General features: G+C 72.1%; 18 protein-coding genes. 5 read left to right on the top strand and 13 right to left on the bottom strand.

What is annotated here, in order from left to right:
• Position 1 precedes the first annotated feature (1 nt).
• Positions 2 to 580, top strand: coding sequence for a bifunctional adenosylcobinamide kinase/adenosylcobinamide-phosphate guanylyltransferase (locus V1351_RS05255; protein ID WP_338752465.1), 579 nt, complete (start codon positions 2 to 4; stop codon positions 578 to 580).
• On the top strand, positions 577 to 1,515 hold the full coding sequence (cbiB, locus tag V1351_RS05250) for an adenosylcobinamide-phosphate synthase CbiB (protein WP_338751407.1): 939 nt from the start codon (positions 577 to 579) through the stop codon (positions 1,513 to 1,515). Before V1351_RS05255 ends, cbiB begins: the two co-directional genes overlap by 4 nt.
• A gap of 45 nt (positions 1,516 to 1,560) precedes the next feature.
• On the opposite strand, the gene V1351_RS05245 is transcribed toward cbiB, so the two are convergent.
• The gene (locus V1351_RS05245; RefSeq protein WP_338751405.1) at positions 1,561 to 2,313 is read right to left on the bottom strand and encodes a cobalt-precorrin-6A reductase; all 753 of its coding nucleotides are present in this window, start codon (positions 2,311 to 2,313) and stop codon (positions 1,561 to 1,563) included.
• 49 nt (positions 2,314 to 2,362) lie between these two features.
• On the opposite strand from V1351_RS05245, the gene V1351_RS05240 reads away from it, so the two are divergent.
• The gene (locus V1351_RS05240; RefSeq protein WP_338751403.1) at positions 2,363 to 3,070 is read left to right on the top strand and encodes a M50 family metallopeptidase; all 708 of its coding nucleotides are present in this window, start codon (positions 2,363 to 2,365) and stop codon (positions 3,068 to 3,070) included.
• Between the two features lie 12 nt (positions 3,071 to 3,082).
• Here the strand turns inward: V1351_RS05240 and V1351_RS05235 are convergent, their stop codons facing one another.
• The 5 genes from V1351_RS05235 to poxB form a co-directional block, all read right to left on the bottom strand.
• Positions 3,083 to 3,892 carry an HAD family hydrolase gene (locus V1351_RS05235; RefSeq protein ID WP_338751401.1) on the bottom strand — a complete coding sequence of 270 codons (810 nt, stop codon included), beginning with the start codon at positions 3,890 to 3,892 and terminating at the stop codon, positions 3,083 to 3,085.
• Positions 3,889 to 5,688, bottom strand: a complete 1,800-nt coding sequence (locus V1351_RS05230; RefSeq protein WP_338751399.1) for a proline--tRNA ligase — start codon at positions 5,686 to 5,688, stop codon at positions 3,889 to 3,891. Before V1351_RS05230 ends, V1351_RS05235 begins: the two co-directional genes overlap by 4 nt.
• Before the next feature lie 170 nt (positions 5,689 to 5,858).
• A complete protein-coding gene (locus tag V1351_RS05225; protein ID WP_338751397.1) occupies positions 5,859 to 6,638 on the bottom strand; it encodes an SIR2 family NAD-dependent protein deacylase in 780 nt (259 codons plus the stop codon).
• Between the two features lie 4 nt (positions 6,639 to 6,642).
• On the bottom strand, positions 6,643 to 7,035 hold the full coding sequence (locus V1351_RS05220) for a DoxX family protein (protein ID WP_338751394.1): 393 nt from the start codon (positions 7,033 to 7,035) through the stop codon (positions 6,643 to 6,645).
• A gap of 10 nt (positions 7,036 to 7,045) precedes the next feature.
• Positions 7,046 to 8,770 carry a ubiquinone-dependent pyruvate dehydrogenase gene (gene poxB, locus V1351_RS05215; protein ID WP_338751392.1) on the bottom strand — a complete coding sequence of 575 codons (1,725 nt, stop codon included), beginning with the start codon at positions 8,768 to 8,770 and terminating at the stop codon, positions 7,046 to 7,048.
• A gap of 157 nt (positions 8,771 to 8,927) precedes the next feature.
• On the opposite strand from poxB, the gene V1351_RS05210 reads away from it, so the two are divergent.
• The gene (locus V1351_RS05210) at positions 8,928 to 9,896 is read left to right on the top strand and encodes a zinc-binding dehydrogenase (protein WP_338751391.1); all 969 of its coding nucleotides are present in this window, start codon (positions 8,928 to 8,930) and stop codon (positions 9,894 to 9,896) included.
• Here the strand turns inward: V1351_RS05210 and V1351_RS05205 are convergent, their stop codons facing one another.
• The 5 genes from V1351_RS05205 to V1351_RS05185 all read right to left on the bottom strand — a co-directional run bounded on the left by V1351_RS05205 (position 9,897) and on the right by V1351_RS05185 (position 15,154).
• Entirely contained in the window at positions 9,897 to 10,742 is an 846-nt protein-coding gene (locus V1351_RS05205; RefSeq protein ID WP_338751389.1) for a GNAT family N-acetyltransferase, read from the bottom strand. It abuts the gene before it with no gap.
• A 54-nt stretch (positions 10,743 to 10,796) separates the two neighbouring features.
• Positions 10,797 to 11,954 (bottom strand): flavodoxin-dependent (E)-4-hydroxy-3-methylbut-2-enyl-diphosphate synthase, encoded by a 1,158-nt coding sequence (ispG, locus tag V1351_RS05200; RefSeq protein WP_338751387.1) that lies wholly within the window; start codon positions 11,952 to 11,954, stop codon positions 10,797 to 10,799.
• 96 nt (positions 11,955 to 12,050) lie between these two features.
• Positions 12,051 to 13,385, bottom strand: coding sequence for a M50 family metallopeptidase (locus tag V1351_RS05195; protein ID WP_338751386.1), 1,335 nt, complete (start codon positions 13,383 to 13,385; stop codon positions 12,051 to 12,053).
• An 81-nt stretch (positions 13,386 to 13,466) separates the two neighbouring features.
• The gene (dxr, locus tag V1351_RS05190) at positions 13,467 to 14,654 is read right to left on the bottom strand and encodes a 1-deoxy-D-xylulose-5-phosphate reductoisomerase (protein WP_338751384.1); all 1,188 of its coding nucleotides are present in this window, start codon (positions 14,652 to 14,654) and stop codon (positions 13,467 to 13,469) included.
• On the bottom strand, positions 14,651 to 15,154 hold the full coding sequence (locus tag V1351_RS05185; protein WP_338751382.1) for an acyl-CoA thioesterase: 504 nt from the start codon (positions 15,152 to 15,154) through the stop codon (positions 14,651 to 14,653). The genes dxr and V1351_RS05185 overlap by 4 nt, the downstream gene beginning before the upstream one ends.
• Before the next feature lie 53 nt (positions 15,155 to 15,207).
• Here V1351_RS05185 and V1351_RS05180 point away from each other — a divergent pair, with 53 nt between their 5' ends.
• Positions 15,208 to 15,942 (top strand): ZIP family metal transporter, encoded by a 735-nt coding sequence (locus V1351_RS05180; RefSeq protein ID WP_338751380.1) that lies wholly within the window; start codon positions 15,208 to 15,210, stop codon positions 15,940 to 15,942.
• A gap of 9 nt (positions 15,943 to 15,951) precedes the next feature.
• Here V1351_RS05180 and V1351_RS05175 read toward each other — a convergent pair whose 3' ends face one another.
• Complete coding sequence (locus V1351_RS05175) at positions 15,952 to 16,302, bottom strand: barstar family protein (protein ID WP_338751378.1); 351 nt, start codon at positions 16,300 to 16,302, stop codon at positions 15,952 to 15,954.
• A complete protein-coding gene (locus tag V1351_RS05170) occupies positions 16,299 to 16,754 on the bottom strand; it encodes a ribonuclease domain-containing protein (protein ID WP_338751376.1) in 456 nt (151 codons plus the stop codon). The genes V1351_RS05175 and V1351_RS05170 overlap by 4 nt, the downstream gene beginning before the upstream one ends.
• Position 16,755: the final 1 nt, after the last annotated feature.

The following is a 16,755-nucleotide window of genomic DNA, read 5'->3' as shown; positions in this document are numbered from 1 at the left end:
CATGCGCGTCCTCGTCACCGGTGGTGTCCGCTCCGGCAAGTCCCGGCACGCGGAGTCGCTGCTGCTGCCCCCGCACCTGCCGATCGATGCCCCGGTGACCTACCTCGCCACCGGCCCCGTGCTCGACGACGCCGACTGGGTCGCCCGCATCGCCCTGCACCGGGGTCGACGGCCCGCGGCGTGGTCGACCGTCGAGACCACCGACGCCGCCGCTGCCCTGGGTGCTGCCACCGGCCCGGTCCTCCTCGACTGTCTCGGCACGTGGCTGACCGCGCAGCTCGACGAGCTCGGGGCCTGGGAGTCGCCGGAGTCCCGGTGGGGGCCGCAGCTCGACGACCGGATCGCCGCCCTGGACTCCGCGTGGCACGCGGCGGCCCACGTGGTCGCGGTGACGAACGAGGTCGGCTGGGGCGTGGTCCCCGAGCACCGGTCCGGACGGATCTTCGCCGATCGTCTCGGGTTGCTCAACCAGCGCCTGGCCGCCGGTGCCGACCGGGTCCTCCTCGCGGTCGCCGGCCAGGTGCTCGCCGTCAAGGACACGGCGTCCGAGGACGACCACCCGGAGAAGGGCGACACGTGAGGCTCCCCTCGCCCGCACCCGTGGCGGCGGGTCTCGTCGCGGGGTGGGTGGCCGACCGCCTCCTCGGCGACCCGCAGCGGGGGCACCCGGTGGCGGTCTTCGGCTCCTGGGCCGGCTGGGTCGAGGCGCGGACGTACGCCGACTCGCGGGCGGCAGGAGTGGCCACCGAGGCGCTCGTGGTCGCTCCGGTCCTCGCCCTCGGCGTCACGGCCGGCCGCCTGCCGCCTGCGGCGCGGGCCGGCGCCACCGCGGTCCTGGTGTGGGCCGCGCTCGGCGGCACGAGCCTGGGCCGGGAGGGCGCAGCGGTGCACGCCCTGCTCGACGACGGTCACCTGGCCGCAGCACGCGAGCGGGTCCGTCACCTCGTCGGACGCACGACCGACGACCTGTCCGCGGACGACGTCACCCGGGCGGCCGTCGAGTCCGTCGCCGAGAACACCTCGGATGCCGTCGTCGGCACCCTCGTGTGGGGCGCGCTCCTCGGACCGCTCGGGGTGGTGCTGCACCGCGCGGTCAACACCCTCGACGCCATGCACGGGCACCGGACCGAGCGCTACGCGCGCTTCGGCTGGGCCGCCGCCCGCCTCGACGACGTGCTGGGCTGGGTTCCCGCCCGGGCGACCGTCCTCGCGACCGCCGCGGCAGCCCCCCTTCGCGCCGGTGCGGTCGCGCGGGCCGCGCTCCGGGACGGACCGGCCCACCCCAGCCCCAATGCCGGCCGTGTCGAGGCCGGCTTCGCCGCCGCCCTCGGCGTCCGCCTGGGTGGACGCACGGTCTACGCCAGCGGCATCGAGGACCGTCCGACGCTCGGTGGCGGCCGTGCGGTCACGGTGGCCGATCTCCCGCGCGCGGTCGCCCTGTCACGGCGGGTCGGCGCCGTCACGCTCGCCGCGGCGGTCGGGCTCCGGCTGGTCCTCACGGCGCACCGTCCCTGACCGCGTCATCTGCCGGCCCGGCCCGGTCACCTCGAGGTCTCCCGGTCACCCGGCCCGGGACCGGGACAGAACCCACTCGGCAGCCGCGCCGGCATCGCTGACCTGCTCGACGCCCTCGGCACGCGCGGGCCGGGCGACGACGACGACCGGGATCCCGAGGGTCCGTGCGGCGGTGAGCTTGGCGGCGGTGAAGCCACCACCGGAGTCCTTGGTCAGCAGCACCCCGACGCGGTGCCCACGCATCAACGCCTCCTCACCGGCCACGTCGAAGGGACCACGCGAGCGCAGCACCGTCCAAGCGGGCGGCAGCGGGTCCTGCGGCGGCTCGACGAGCCGGACGAGGAGGTCCCGGTCGGCCCAGGCCGAGAGGTGGTGGTGCAGGGTCTGTCGGCCGGTCGTGACGAAGGGGGTCCCGCCCAGGGCGTCAGCAGCCTCACGGGCGGCGAGGTGACCCTGGACCCACGTCCAGTCGGCGGCGTCCGGGTGGCCCGCCCATCCGGGCCTGGCCAGCCGGAGCAACGGCACGTCCGCGCGCGCGCAGGCCTGTGCCGCATGGGCGCCCATCGTCCCGGCGAAGGGGTGCGTCGCGTCGACGACCGCCGTCACGTCCTGCCCGATGATCCACTCGACGAGTCCACCCACTCCCCCGAAGCCTCCGGTGCGCACCGGACCGACCGGCAGTCGCGGCGCGGAGACCCGGCCGGCCAGCGAAGAGGTGATCGGGACGCCCCGCGCCTCGAGACGGCCCGCGAGGTCACGGGCCTCGGCGGTCCCACCGAGGAGGAGCACGTGCGTCATGCGCCCAGACTGTCACGCCCGCACGGATCGACCCCGTACGGTCGGCGGCGTGGACCTGCTCACCGAGATCGTCGACCGCTCCCTGCCCGCGGCCACGACACCCCAGCTCGCCGCGCCCGGTCTGGCCGCGGTGCTCGTCGTCGCCGGCGTCGCCGTCACCTGGTGGCCGGCATGGCGCGTACTGCGTCTCGTCGTCACGCTCGTGCACGAGCTGGGACACGCGGTCGTGGGCGTCGCGGTGGGGCGCAGGTTCCGCGGATTCGTGCTGCGTGCCGACATGTCCGGCCATGCCGTCACGGTCGGCCCCCCTCGTGGCGCCGGAGTCGTGGCCACCACGTGGGCCGGCTACCCGGCACCGGCGATCGTCGGGGCACTGCTGGTGTGGGTGGCGGCGAAGGGGTGGGCCGCCCCGGTCCTCTCGGCCCTCCTGGCGGCGATGCTGGTCGCACTCCTCTTCGTGCGGTCGCTGCTGACCGCGCTGGTCGTCCTCGTCTCGCTCGCCGCGGCCTTCGCGGTGTGGTGGTGGCGCGACGACCCCGTGCAGCAGCACGTCCTCGTCGGGATGGGCCTCGTGCTCCTCGTCGGGGCGTGGCGACACCTCGCCGCGGTGCTGGGCCACGTCGAGGCGTCCAGCGACCCGGGCGTGCTCGCCCGGCTGACCGGGCTCCCGGTGGTGGTGTGGCAGCTGGGCTTCGTCGTCGTGCTCGGCCTGGCCAGCTGGGTCGTCGTCACCGAGGTGCTGCAGGTGCTCCGCTGACGACGCAGGCGGTCACCCGCCCTCGGTCAGCCACTGGTCGATGATGTCGAGCACGTCGAGCAGGGACTGCGCCACACCATCCGGCGTCGCGTCGATCGTCACCTGCTGGTCGGCCGGGATGTCGCTGTGCGGCACCCAGATCGCGCGCATGCCCACCTCCTGCGAGCCGAGCACGTCCTCGAAGAGCCGGTCCCCCACGTACACCGCGTTGACCGGCTGCACGTCCAGCGTGGCACACGCCGCCTCGAAGGCCTCGGCGTGCGGCTTCATGACGTGCAGCTCGGAGGAGTAGACGTCGCCGTCGATGAGGTCGAGCACCCCGTCGCGCGCGAAGATCTCGCGGTGGTACTCGCCACTCCAGATGGTGTTGGACAGCACGCCGGTCCTCAGTCCCCTGGCACGCAGTCCCTGCAGGAGCGGGCGCACCTGCGGGTCGGTGTGGGTGTGCGGCTCCCAGAAGCGCCGGTAGGCGGCGAGCGCGACGTGGTGCCGGTCCTCGCGGTGGTCGACGCCGGCCTCGGCGAGGATGTCGTCGAGGTGGGCACTGCGATGGTCGTCCCGCACCCGCTGCCAGGCCGCGCGTTCGGCGGCGTGCAGCCGCTCGCCGAGCTCCTGCGCGCGCTCGAGGTCCTCCTGGGGCACCTCGTCGGAGTCGATCGGGATCCCGTGCACCTCGCGGGCGAAGACGCGCCACTGCTGACCCAGGTCGATCGTGTGCCAGGGGGTGAGGGTGCCGCCCCAGTCGAAGATCACCGCGTGCACGGGCCCGGCCTCCGGGCGCTCGTGGGCGGTCAGCGGGTGGCGCACCCCGCCGATGCTCATGGTCTGGCCCCGATCTCGGCGCGGACGGCGTCGACCGCCTCACCGACCGGGACCTCACGGCGCTCACCGGTGCGGCGGTCCTTGATCTCGACGACCCCGTCGGCCAGCCCCTTGCCGACGACGAGGATCGTCGGGACGCCGATGAGCTCGGCGTCCTTGAACTTCACTCCCGGGCTGACCTTGCCGGCGCGGTCGTCGAGGATGACCTCAACCCCCTTCGCCTCCAGCTGGGCGGCGAGATCACCGGCAGCGGTGAGCAGCTCGTCGCCCTTGCCGGCGACGACGACGTGCACGTCGAAGGGGGCGACCTGCCGCGGCCACACCAGGCCGGCCTCGTCGTGGTTGTCCTCGGCGATGACACCGACGGCACGGGTGACGCCGACCCCGTAGGAACCCATGGTCACGGTGACGAGCGTGCCGTTCTCGTCGAGCACCCTCAGCCCGAGCGCCTCGGCGTACTTGGTCCCGAGCTGGAAGATGTGGCCCATCTCGATCCCCCGGGCGAGGGTGAGCGTGCCGGTGCCGCTGGGGCTGGGGTCGCCCTCGCGGATCTCGGCGGCCTGGATGCGCCCGTCGGCGGTGAAGTCGCGCCCGTGGACGAGGTCGATGACGTGCTTGCCGTGCTCGTCGGCGCCGGTGACCCACGCGCTGCCCTCGGCGATGCTCGGGTCGAGGAGGTATCTGATGGCACTGCTGCCGCCGGCCTTGTGCTTCGTCCCGAGCACGCCGGGGCCGATGTACCCCTTCGCCAGCTCGGGGTGCGCGGCGAAGTCGGCCGCACCGAACTCCTCGACCTCCGCGGGCGCCACCTGCACCTCGAGGCGCTTGGCGTCCACCTCCCGGTCACCGGGGACGCCGATGGCCAGGGGCTCGCGCCAGGGCTCCTCGTGCTCCTCGTCGGCGGGGTGGACGAGCATGACGAGCACGTTCTTCAGCGTGTCCGCGCCGGTCCACGGGCGGCCGTCGGCACGCGGGTGGTCGGCGTTGAGCGTGGCGACGAGGGTGTCGATCGTCGGGGTGTCGGGGGTGTCCGCGACGTGCGCGGGTCCGGCCGTCACCTCGACCGGCGCCGCGACGGGCACCTCGACGGCCTCGACGTTGGCGGCGTAGCCGGAGTCGTCGCGGACGAAGGTGTCCTCGCCGTTGGGGCTCACGGCGAGGAACTCCTCGCTGGCGCTGCCCCCCATCGCACCCGAGTCGGCGTGGACGATGACGTACTCGAAGCCGAAGCGGTCGAAGATCTTGATGTAGGCGTCGCGGTGCGCGTCGTAGGCCTTCTGCAGGCCGGCCTGGTCGATGTCGAAGGAGTAGGAGTCCTTCATGATGAACTCGCGGCCACGCAGCACGCCGGCGCGCGGGCGGGCCTCGTCGCGGTACTTGTTCTGCATCTGGAAGAGCGTCAGCGGCAGGTCCTTGTACGAGGTGTACATGTCCTTGACCGCGAGACAGAACATCTCCTCGTGGGTCGGACCGAGCAGCATCTGGGCGTCCTTGCGGTCGACGATGCGGAAGAGGGTGTCGCCGTACTCGGTCCAGCGGTTGGTCGCCTCGTAGGGCTCCTTGGGCAGCAGCGCGGGGAAGACCAGCTCCTGACCACCGATCGCCTCCATCTCCTCGCGCACGATCGTCTCGACCTTGCGCAGGACCCGCAGCCCCAGCGGCAGCCACGTGTAGATCCCCGGCGCGGCGCGGCGCACGTACCCCGCGCGCACGAGCAGCTTGTGCCCCGGCAGCTCCGCGTCGGCCGGGTCCTCCCGGAGGGTGCGGAGGAAGAGGGACGACATGCGCGTGACCACGGAAAGGACTCCTGGCGGGGACGAAGGGGGCGGTACCCGGCAAGGATATCCGCCGGTCAGCCGACGAGCGCCCCGCCCGCCTCAACGGCCGTCGGGTGACCAGCCGCGCCGCGGTCCGCTCCGCGCGGTCGGTTGGACGCGAAGGTGCCCCTGACCCTGCGCCGGCGAGGTCAGTGAGCCACGGTGGCGACGAGGGCAGGCAGCACCTGAGCCGCGGTGCCACGCACGACGTGGTGGCACATGTCCGAGACCTCGGTCTCGGTCGGGTTGACCTCGATGACGGTGGCTCCCTCGGCGCGGGCCATCGCCGGGTAGCCGGCGGCAGGGAAGACGAGCCCGGACGTGCCGATGACCAGCGCGACGTCACCGGGCTCCAGCACGTCGATCGCGGCCTCGGTCGCGGCGACATCCGCTTCGGGGAGCATCTCGCCGAACCACACGACGCCGGGGCGCACGTGCGCCCCGCACTGGGGGCACTGCGGCGGGGCGAGGCGCTCCTGCGGCTCGACGGGCAGGTCGACCGCCCGCTCGTAGGGGGTGTCGCAGTCGGCGCACCGCAACGCGAAGAGGGAGCCGTGGACGTGGGCGGCGACGCTCGATCCGGCACGTTCGTGCAGATCGTCGACGTTCTGCGTGGAGATCGTCACCTCCCGCAGTCGGCTGAGGTCGGCGATCGCGCGGTGGCCGGCATTGGGCTCGACCTCGCGGACCAGATGCATCCGCCACGCGTACCAGGCCCACACGAAGCGGGGGTCCTCCTGCCAGGCCTCGGCGGTGGCCAGCTGCGAGGGATCGAACTCCTCCCACAACCCGGTCTGCGCGTCACGGAAGGTCGGCACACCGGACTCGGCGCTCATGCCGGCGCCGGTCAGGACCAGGACCCGGCGGGCGCCGCGGACCGCGGCGACGACCTCCGGGGGCAGGTCGAGGGTCGTGTCCTCGGTACTCATGCACTCATTCCTTCCCGGCCGCGCGCAGCGCGATGCGCACGAGCGGCCGCTGCAGCGGCAGTCGGGCGAGTGTCCCGGCGAAGACGGCCCAGGCCTGCGGGGTCCGCCTGCGTCGGGCCCGACGGCCGTGGTCGATGCTCATCTGCACGTTCGCCGGGAGGACCGCGACAAGCAGCGCCGCGCTGGTGAGCCCCGCCACGGGACGGGTCGCCGGGATGAGCAGTCCTGCCGCGCAGGCGAGCTCGGCGACCCCGGACACGTGCACGAGAGCTCGGTCGTGGTCGCGCAGGGGTGCCGGCACGATCGGCTCGAAGACCTGCGGTCGGACGAGGTGGATCACACCGGACACGGCGAAGATCCCCGCCAGCGCAGCGGTGGGCGGATCGGGTCGGGTCATGGCGCTCCTTCTAGAAGATCTGGCGCAGGTTGGAGCGGGAGAGGTCGAGCAGCTCGTCACCGCGTCCGGACATCACCGTACGCAGTGCGTACAGCGTGAAGCCCTTGATCTGCTCGGCGGAGATCGCGGGCGGGATGGTCAGCTCCTGCCGGTCGGTGACCACGTCGACGAGGGCCGGCCCGTCGTGGGCGAAGGCTTCGCGCAGTGCACCCTCGAGCTCCGTCGACTCCGTGACCCGGATCCCCCGCATCCCGACCGACTCCGCGACCTTGGAGAAGTCGGGGTTGTCCAGGTGGGTACCGAAGTCCGGCAGCCCGGCGGCCTTCATCTCCAGCTCGACGAAGTTGAGCGAGGAGTTGTTCAGGACGACGATCTTGATCGGCAGGTCGTACTGGCCGACGGTCAGCATCTCGCCCATGAGCATCGCCAGGCCACCATCACCGCTGAGGGTGATCACCTGTCGGTCGGGGTGGGCCACCTGGGCGCCGATGGCGTGCGGCACCGAGTTCGCCATCGACCCGTGGACGAAGGAACCGATGACCCTGCGGTCACCCCGGCACTGGAGGTAGCGCGCGGCGTACACCACCGGCGACCCGACGTCGGGGATGAAGACCGCGTCCTCGTCCGCGAGGTCGTTGATGAGCTTGGCGACGTACTGGGGGTGGATCGGCCGTCCCCTCCTCGACGGGACGGCCAGGTCGTCCAGGTCCTCACGGGTGCGCTTGTAGTGGTCGCACGAGTCGTTCAGGTGACGACGGTCCTCGTTGCGTCGCAGCGTCGGCAGCAGCTCGCGCAGGGTCTCGCGCACGTCACCGACGAGCCCGAGATCGAGCGGGGCCCGGCGCCCGAGCTGCTCACCACGCAGGTCGACCTGGATGAGGCGCGCGTCCTGCGGGTAGAACTGCCGGTAGGGGAAGTCCGTCCCGAGCATGAGGATGGTGTCGGCCTTCTCCATCGCCCGGTAGCCCGACGCGAACCCGAGGAGGCCGGTCAGGCCGACGTCGTAGGGGTTGTCGCCCTCGACGTGCTGCTTGCCGCGCAGCGAGTGCACGACCGGGGCGCCGAGGGTCTCGGCCAGCTCCAGCACCTCCTGCTTCGCGCCCTCGGCACCGACGCCCACGAGCAGGGTCGTGCGCTTCGAGGCATTGAGCAGCTCGCTCGCCCGCTGCAGCTGGTCGGCTGCGGGAACGACCCGGGCCCGGGCCCGTTCGATGGTGGTGACCATCGTCTTCTGCGCCTCGGCCTGGGCGACGTCGCCGGGCACGACGAGCACCGCGACGCCGCGCTGCTGGATCGCCGCCCGCATCGCGGTCTGCAGCATCCGCGGCATCTGCGACGGGTCGGAGACCATCTCGCAGTAGACGCTGCACTCCTGGAAGAGGTTCTGCGGGTGGGTCTCCTGGAAATAGCCGCTGCCGATCTCGGCGCTGGGGATCTGGGCGGCGATGGCCAGCACCGGCACCCGGTTGCGCTGGGCATCGAAGAGCCCGTTGATCAGGTGCAGGTTGCCCGGACCACAGCTGCCGAGCACCACGGCCATCTCACCGGTCAGCTCGGCATCCGCAGCGGCGGCGAAGGCCGCAGCCTCCTCGTGGCGCACGAGCTTCCACGCGATCGACCCGTCCCGCCGCATGGCCTCGGTGAAGCCGTTGAGGGAGTCCCCGGGGATCCCGTAGGCCCGGGTCACCCCGTTGGCCCGCAGTGTGGCGATGACGTTGTCCGCGATGGTGGGCATGCTCGCTCCTTCTGTTCGGCGTAGCCCGACTCACGCTAGCCGCTCACCCGGGAGCCCGTCGTCGCTGGGCGACCCCACGCCGGTGCACTCACGTGGATCTGCGGCACCGGCGCTGGCAGAGTGGCGGCAGACAGACCCCGATCGAGAGGACGCACCGATGCGCGCCGTGTACGCCGAGAGCATCAACCCCGATGACCCGCTGGCCGGACTCGTGGTCGGTGAGCGTCCCGACCCGCAGGCACCCGAGGGCTGGGTGCGGGTCGCCGTGAGGGCCACCGCGCTCAACCACCACGACCTGTGGTCGCTCAAGGGCGTCGGGCTCGGCGAGGACAAGCTGCCGATGATCCTCGGCTGCGACGCCGCGGGCCTGGACGAGGACGGCAACGAGGTCGTCGTCCACTCGGTGATCCCCTCCCCCGGCTTCTCCGGCGACGAGACCACCGACCCCAAGCGCTCGCTGCTCTCCGAGCGGCACCAGGGCACCTTCGCGGACACCGTCGTCGTGCCCGCGGGCAATGTCGTGGCCAAGCCGGCGGGGCTGTCGATGGAGGAGGCTGCGTGCCTGCCCACGGCCTGGTTGACCGCCTACCGGATGCTCTTCGTGCGCGGCGGCGTCCGTCCCGGTGAGTCGGTGCTCGTCCAGGGCGCCGGCGGAGGCGTGGCCACGGCGCTGATCACCCTGGCCCGCGCTGCCGGAGTGCGCGTGCTGGCCACCTCGCGCAGCGAGGAGAAGAGGGCCCGGGCCCTCGAGCTGGGCGCCCACGCCGTCTTCGACGTGGGCGAGCGGCTGCCGGAGAAGGTCGACGCGGTGATGGAGACGGTCGGCCGAGCCACCTGGGACCACTCCATCCGCGCCCTGCGCCCGGGTGGTCGGATCGTCATCGCGGGCCACACCTCCGGTGCCCGGCCCGATGACGCGCAGCTGACCCGGATCTTCTTCCTGCAGTTGAGCGTGATCGGCTCGACGATGGGCACCCGGAGCGAGCTCGGTGACCTCGTGCGGCTGCTCGAGTCGACGGGCACCCGCCCGCTCATCGACCGCACCCTGCCCTTGGACCGGGCACGTGATGGCTTCGCGGCGATGGAGTCCGGCGACCTCGTGGGCAAGGTCGTCTTCACCCTCTGATCACAGGAGGATGGTCGCGAAGGTGCCCGTCCGACGCATGCCGACACGCTCGTAGGTCGCCAGGGCGGAGACGTTGTAGTCGTTGACGTACAGCGTGACGAAGGGGGCGTGGTCGGCCATCGTCTGCTCCACCACCGAGGCCATGAAGCCCGCGGCCAGACCTTGTCCACGCAGCTCCGGGGACAGCCAGACACCCTGGATCTGGCAGGTGTCGAGGGCGACCGAGCCGATGTCGGCCTTGAAGATCACCCGCCCGCGCTCGACGACGACGTACGTGCGTCCCTGACGGATGAGGCGCCAGATCGAGTCACGGTAGAACGCGGGGCTGCCGGTGTAGGGGCGGTAGCCGATCTCGTGGGTGAACATGTGCTCGGCGGCCGGCAGGACGAGGTCGACCTCGTCGAGGTGGGCGGGACGCACCCGTGCGTCGACCGCGAAGCCGAGCCGGGACGGTGGGGTTCGGGTGGCCATCAGCGGCTGCTCGGTGCGCATCGCCCGCGGGCGGGGGAAGACCGACCCGGCCTCCTGCCACAGGCCGAGGACCTCCTCGCGGGGTCCGAGGAAGGAGGCGCTGCGTCGCCGCAGGCGCCTGACCTGTCCCGCCAGGGGGCCCCAGCTCTCGGGGCCGGTGCCGACCGGGACGACGTTGGCATAGGACCAGACGAAGGCCTCGAGTCGCCCGTCGACGAAGTAGCCGTGTGCTGCGGTGGATCCGGGGCCGAGCCCGCCGTCGAGGATCCGACTGGCGACGAAGACATTCGCCGCGGGATCACGCGCACACAGGTCCAAGGCGTCGTCGACGTCGTCGACGCCCAGGAGCCGGATCGGTTGGCGGGTGCGCAGCACTCCCCCACCCTAGTGAGCGCACCTGTACGTCGGTGGCGAAGGGGGTTGCTTCCCTCAGCCAACCGTGACGGTGGCGCCGGCCTCCTCGACGTCGCCGTCCTCGCCCATCTCCTCGGCGATCCGCGTGGCCTCCTCGATGAGGGTCTCGACGATCTGTGCCTCCGGGACGGTCTTGATCACCTCGCCCCTGACGAAGATCTGCCCCTTGCCGTTGCCGGAGGCGACACCGAGGTCGGCCTCGCGGGCCTCGCCCGGGCCGTTGACGACGCAGCCCATCACGGCAACGCGCAGCGGGACGGTCATGCCCTCGAGGCCGGCGGTGACCTTGTCGGCCAACTCGTAGACGTCGACCTGTGCGCGACCACAGCTGGGGCACGAGACGATCTCGAGCTTGCGCGGACGCAGGCCCAGGCTCTGCAGGATCTGGGTGCCGACCTTGATCTCCTCGACGGGGGGCGCCGAGAGGGAGACCCGGATCGTGTCGCCGATACCGCGCGAGAGCAGCGCGCCGAAGGCCGTGGCGGACTTGATCGTGCCCTGGAAGGCCGGACCCGCCTCGGTGACGCCGAGGTGGAGCGGCCAGTCACCGGCCTCGGCGAGCAGCTCGTAGGCGCGCACCATGATCACCGGGTCGTTGTGCTTGACCGAGATCTTGAAGTCGTGGAAGTCGTGCTCCTCGAACAGGCTCGCCTCCCACACGGCCGACTCGACGAGCGCCTCCGGGGTGGCCTTGCCGTACTTCTCGAGCAGGCGCTTGTCGAGGCTGCCGGCGTTGACGCCGATGCGGATCGAGGTGCCGTGGTCCTTCGCGGCCTGGGCGATCTGCTTGACCTGGTCGTCGAACTTGCGGATGTTGCCCGGGTTGACGCGCACCGCGGCGCACCCGGCCTCGATGGCCGCGTAGACGTACTTCGGCTGGAAGTGGATGTCGGCGATGACCGGGATCTGCGACTTGGCCGCGATCGCCGGCAGCGCGTCGGCGTCGTCCTGCGTCGGGCAGGCCACCCGCACGATGTCGCAGCCGGCTGCCGTCAGCTCGGCGATCTGCTGCAGGGTGGCGTTGATGTCCGAGGTGACCGTCGTCGTCATCGACTGCACCGAGATCGGGCTGTCGCTGCCGACCCCCACGGAACCCACCTGGATCTGGCGGGTCGGACGGCGCGGTGCGAGCACGGGCGCGGGGGCCTTCGGCATTCCGAGGGAGACACTCATACCCCCATTATGCGTCCCGTCGCCTGAACTGCTGCTGGGTGCCACTCGTGAGAGGCGTCGCCCCACCCCGTCGGCGTCACCCGTGACGAGGACCCCTCACGTGAGCCGGATGGGCTTGACGAAGTCCGCGTAGACCAGCAGCACGGTCATGGCGATGAAGGCGAGCGCGACGCCGTAGGCCAGCGGCAGGGCCTTGGCGACGTCGACGGGCCCGGGGTCGGGGCGGCCGCGCGCGCGGGCCCATCCCTTCTTCAGCGCCTCCCACAGCGCCCCCGCCACGTGTCCGCCGTCCAGCGGCAGCAGCGGGATGGTGTTGAAGGCGAAGAGCACGAGGTTGAGCGAGGCGAGCAGGGAGATCAGGAGAACGGCCTTGTCCAGGGTGTCCCCGAAGGCGTCGGAACTGGCGACCTCGCCGGCGATCCGGCCCACGCCGACGACCGACATCGGGCCGTTGGGGTCGCGCTCGGCGCTGCCGAAGGCCGCATCGGCGACCCCGACGAGCTTCTGCGGGATCTTCACCAGCAACCCGTAGGTCTGTTCCACCTGGTCCCAGAAGAGGCCGGGCACGGCCGTGATCGGCTGTTCCTGCATCTCCCGGCTACCGCTGGCGCCGAGGAAGCCGGCCCGTTCGGTGACCACCTCGCCGCTGCCGTCGTGCTGGAGGTTGCCGTTGTCGTCGTAGACGGGCAGGTCGAGGACGATCGGGTCGGCCTCGAGGGTGACCGGATCGCCGTCCCGCGTCACGGTCATGGTCAACGGCGCGCCGAGGTTGTCCCGGATGGCCAGGCGCACGTCGTCCCACGTCGTCACGGAGGTGCCGTTGATCGAGGTGATCGTGTCGCCCGGCTTCAGCCCGGCCTCGTTGGCCGGCGCGAGCGGCATGTCCGGGGTGCACTCGGAGCGTGCCTGCTGGCCCGCCTGGGAGATGTCCACGCACTTGCTCACCGAGGAGATCGTCGGCGTCGTGACGGCCACCCCGTGCAGGGTGAAGATCCCGGTGAGGAGGACGAGCGCGATCAGGAGGTTGACCGTGGGGCCACCCATCATGATGACGATCCGCTTCCACACGGGTAACTGGTAGAACATCCGGCCGTCGTCGCCGGGACGGATCTCCTCCAGGCTCTGCTGGCGGGCCTCGTCGGCCAACTGGCCGAAGCGTCCCGTGCTCGAGGCCCGGGTCATCGTCGGGTCCTGGCCCTTGGCCGGCGGGAACATGCCGATCATCCGGATGTAGCCACCCAGGGGGACGGCCTTGACGCCGTACTCGGTCTCCCCGCGGGTGCGTGACCACATCGTCGGGCCGAAGCCGACCATGTACTGGGGCACCCGCACGCCGAACTTCTTGGCCGGCACGAGGTGGCCGACCTCGTGGAGCGCGATCGACAGTGCGATCCCGACGAAGGCGAGGACGACCCCGAGGACATAGAGCATGCCCCCATTCTCTCACGCACGTCCACGTTCGTCGGCCCCAGAACCCGCACGGGCCGGGGCATCCGGGGCGCGTGGGACCGGTCAGGCCCCGAGGATCGCGGCGGCCTCGGATCGGGCCCACTCGTCCGCAGCCAGGACGCCCTCGACCGTGTGCGCGTCGAAGTCGCCGGCCTCGTGTCGGGAGACGACCTCACTGATGGTGTCGACGATGTCGAGGAAGCCGCAGGCACCCTCGTGGAACGCGTCGACCCCGACCTCGTTGGCCGCGTTGTAGACGGCCGGGTGGGTGCCGCCGACCTCGCCGACCTGCTGGGCCAGCCGCACGGCGGGGAAGGCCTCGGCGTCGAGGGGCTCGAAGCGCCAGTCGGCGGCCCGGGTCCAGTCGACGGGGGCCTCCACGTCGGTGAGCCGGTCGGGCCAGGACAACCCCAGGGCGATCGGCGCGAGCATCGTCGGCAGCCCGAGCTGGGCGACGACGGCGCCGTCGTGGAACTCGACCATCGAGTGGATGATCTGCTGCGGGTGCACGACCGCCTCGATGCGGGCCATCGGCACGTCGAAGAGCAGGTGCGCCTCGATCAGCTCCAGGCCCTTGTTGACCAGCGTCGCGCTGTTGGTCGTGATGACCCGCCCCATCGCGAAGTTCGGGTGCTGCAGCGCCGCCTCGGGCGTCACCTCGCGCAGCTCGGCACGGGACATCCCCCGGAAGGGGCCGCCGCTGGCGGTGACGATCAGCTTGCGCACCTCGGCGCGGGCCCCCGAGCGCAGCGCCTGGGCGATCGCCGAGTGCTCGGAGTCGACGGGCACGATCTGGCCGGGGGTGGCCGCCTCCGCCACGATCGGGCCGCCGATGATCAGCGACTCCTTGTTGGCCAGGGCCAGACGCACGCCGCTGCGCAGCGCCGCCAACGTCGGCCGCAGGCCGATGGCACCGGTGATGCCGTTGAGGACGACGTCCGTCGGCGCTCCGGCGACCTGGGTCGCCGCGTCCGGTCCGACGATGACCTCGGGCGCGTAGCCGCTGACCCCGGCCTCGCGGACGGCGGCCCCGATCGCCTCGGTCAGGTCCTCGGCCGTGCCGGTCGCAGCGGCGACGAGCGACGGGGTGTAGCGCACCGCCTGCTGGGCCAGCAGACGGTGGTTGGACCCACCGGCGATCGCGGTGACCTCGAACCGGTCGGGGTGGGCGGAGACGACCTGCAGCCCTTGGGTGCCGATCGATCCGGTCGAGCCCAGCAGGGTGACCCGGGTGCGGTCGCTGCCGCTCACGCGCTCGCCCCCTTCGCGTCCTCGCGGCTGGAGCGGATCGCCTCCCGGCGGGACAGTCGGCTCTCCCGCCGGATCTGTGCCTCACGGAAGCGGCGTCCCTCCTCCGCGGTCGAGGTGACCAGCTCGGCGATCTCGCGCACGCTCCCTTCGTCGTCGACGGCCACGAAGACGAGGTAGGCGCTCGCGACGTGGACGGGCTCGGTCACCGCGTCCCAGCGGTCGACCTCGGCGCGCACGCCGACCTCCATCGAGGTGCGGCCGGCCCAGTTGACCTGGGCGCTGACGTGCAGGACGTCGCCGACCCGCACGGGGTTGTGGAAGGCCATCTCGTCCATCGCGGCGGTCACCGCCGGGCCCTGCGCGAAGCGGTTCGCCGCGACGCCGGCCGTGTCGTCGACCATCTTCATGATGTTGCCGCCGTGGACCGTGCCCAGCAGGTTGGCCTCGGCATTGGTCATGATGCGCGAGAGGGTGATCCGGGTGTCGGTGGAAGTCGTCACGGGGCCATCATGGCAAGGAGTGGGCAACGGATCGACGTCGACGGGAGTCCGGGATGGGTCAGGCACTGCTCTGGGGCACTCTCGCCGCGTCCTCCCTTCTCGTCGGCGCCGTGCTGGGCGTGATCCGCGCGTGGCCGCAGCGACTGATCGGGGTGGTGCTCGCCTTCGGGGCCGGCGCACTGATCTCCTCGGTCGCCTTCGAGCTGGCCGAGGAGGGCCTGGCCAGCGGTGGCCCGGTCCCCGTGGCGATCGGCATCGCACTCGGGGCGATCGCCTTCACCGCCGGCAACGCCGGGGTCCAGCGGCTGGGCGCCCGCCGACACCGTGGCCGCTCCGGCCCGCACGACGAGGACGAAGGGGGTGGCCCGGCCCTGGCCTTCGGGGCCTTCCTCGACGGCATCCCGGAGCAGGCGGTCCTCGGGATCGGTCTGGCTTCCGGCGGCGGGGTGAGCGTGGCGCTGCTCGTCGCCGTGTGGATCTCGAACCTGCCCGAGGCGATCGGGTCCGCGGCCGACATGCGTCGGGACGGCTCCACCCGTCGCTCGGTCCTGCTGCTGTGGACCGGGGTGGCGACCGTCTGCGCCCTGGCCACGCTGGGGGGCTTCGCCTTGGTCGACCTGACCGCCGGATCGGTGGCCGGCGCGATCAGCGGCTTCGCCGCGGGCGCCCTGCTGGTGATGCTCGTCGACGAGATGGTGCCGGAGGCCCAGCACAAGACCGGCCCCCTCGCCGGCCTGGCGACCGTCGTCGGTTTCGCCCTCGCGGCCGGCCTGTCCAAGCTGACCTGACGACGCGCCTCAGCGGTCGGCGACGACGACGCTGAGGTGGGCGTACTCGCGTTCCAGCGCGGCGAGCACACCGAGGACCCCCTCGTCGGTACCCGAGGCCGCCCCCTCGGGTCCGGGGACCGGGCGTCCGGGCCGCCACACGAGAGTCCACGGCGCCTCGTGCCGGTCGGCGACGTCACGGAGGGAGTCCATGAGCGCGTCGAGGTTGTGGCCGAAGTGGTCCGGCAGGGCGAGCGCCTCGACGAAACAGTCATAGATCTCGCTGCGGTCGGTGCCACCGTCGACGACGTGGACGTGGTCGGTGCCGGCAGCGGCCCGGGCGAGCAGCCCGTCCACCCCGGCGGCCTCGATGTGGATCACTGGCCCTCCTCGATCTGCGCGAAGCTCGCGTAGTGGTCCTGGGTGTAGAAGCAGTCCATGGCCTGCCCACAGACGATGCGCCTGGCGCCACGGTGGTCCAGCCCCGGGGTCGGCACCGTGTACTCGCTGTAGTACCCGCTCGGCTGCTGCGGCAGGTTGTCCTCCCGGTTGCCGAAGGTGATGCCGTCCCGGTCGTAGGGGAAGGGGCCACCGTCGTGGATCAGCCCCAGGGTCTCGCGGCCCTCCGGTGGCAGCTGCGACTCGGGGATGGTCGCCAGCCCCGAGTCCGGCGTCGAGGCGTCCCGGGGCGCCGAGGTGCTCGGCCGGTCACCGGGCGAGCCGGGAATCTTCATCTCGCGGGGGTCCCCGCCCGAGACGACGATCCAGACCGCCGCGAGCACCACGAGCACGGCACCGACCAGCCGAATCCGCCGACGCCACCGTCTGCTCATG

Origin of the sequence: Janibacter sp. A1S7 (assembly GCF_037198315.1) — a bacterium.
Lineage (GTDB): Bacteria > Actinomycetota > Actinomycetes > Actinomycetales > Dermatophilaceae > Janibacter > Janibacter alittae.
The sequence above is the reverse complement of the archived record's forward strand: the minus strand, read 5'-3'. Positions and strand labels throughout refer to the sequence as shown.

Excerpts from the sequence above, each read along its gene's own strand:
- V1351_RS05255 (WP_338752465.1), top strand. The coding sequence starts at position 2 with ATGCGCGTCCTCGTCACCGGTGGTGTCCGCTCCGGCAAGTCCCGGCAC.
- V1351_RS05245 (WP_338751405.1), bottom strand. The coding sequence starts at position 2,313 with ATGACGCACGTGCTCCTCCTCGGTGGGACCGCCGAGGCCCGTGACCTC.
- V1351_RS05235 (WP_338751401.1), bottom strand. The coding sequence starts at position 3,892 with ATGAGCATCGGCGGGGTGCGCCACCCGCTGACCGCCCACGAGCGCCCG.
- V1351_RS05225 (WP_338751397.1), bottom strand. The coding sequence starts at position 6,638 with ATGAGTACCGAGGACACGACCCTCGACCTGCCCCCGGAGGTCGTCGCC.
- V1351_RS05220 (WP_338751394.1), bottom strand. The coding sequence starts at position 7,035 with ATGACCCGACCCGATCCGCCCACCGCTGCGCTGGCGGGGATCTTCGCC.
- poxB (WP_338751392.1), bottom strand. The coding sequence starts at position 8,770 with ATGCCCACCATCGCGGACAACGTCATCGCCACACTGCGGGCCAACGGG.
- V1351_RS05210 (WP_338751391.1), top strand. The coding sequence starts at position 8,928 with ATGCGCGCCGTGTACGCCGAGAGCATCAACCCCGATGACCCGCTGGCC.
- ispG (WP_338751387.1), bottom strand. The coding sequence starts at position 11,954 with ATGAGTGTCTCCCTCGGAATGCCGAAGGCCCCCGCGCCCGTGCTCGCA.
- V1351_RS05195 (WP_338751386.1), bottom strand. The coding sequence starts at position 13,385 with ATGCTCTATGTCCTCGGGGTCGTCCTCGCCTTCGTCGGGATCGCACTG.
- V1351_RS05180 (WP_338751380.1), top strand. The coding sequence starts at position 15,208 with ATGGGTCAGGCACTGCTCTGGGGCACTCTCGCCGCGTCCTCCCTTCTC.
- V1351_RS05170 (WP_338751376.1), bottom strand. The coding sequence starts at position 16,754 with ATGAGCAGACGGTGGCGTCGGCGGATTCGGCTGGTCGGTGCCGTGCTC.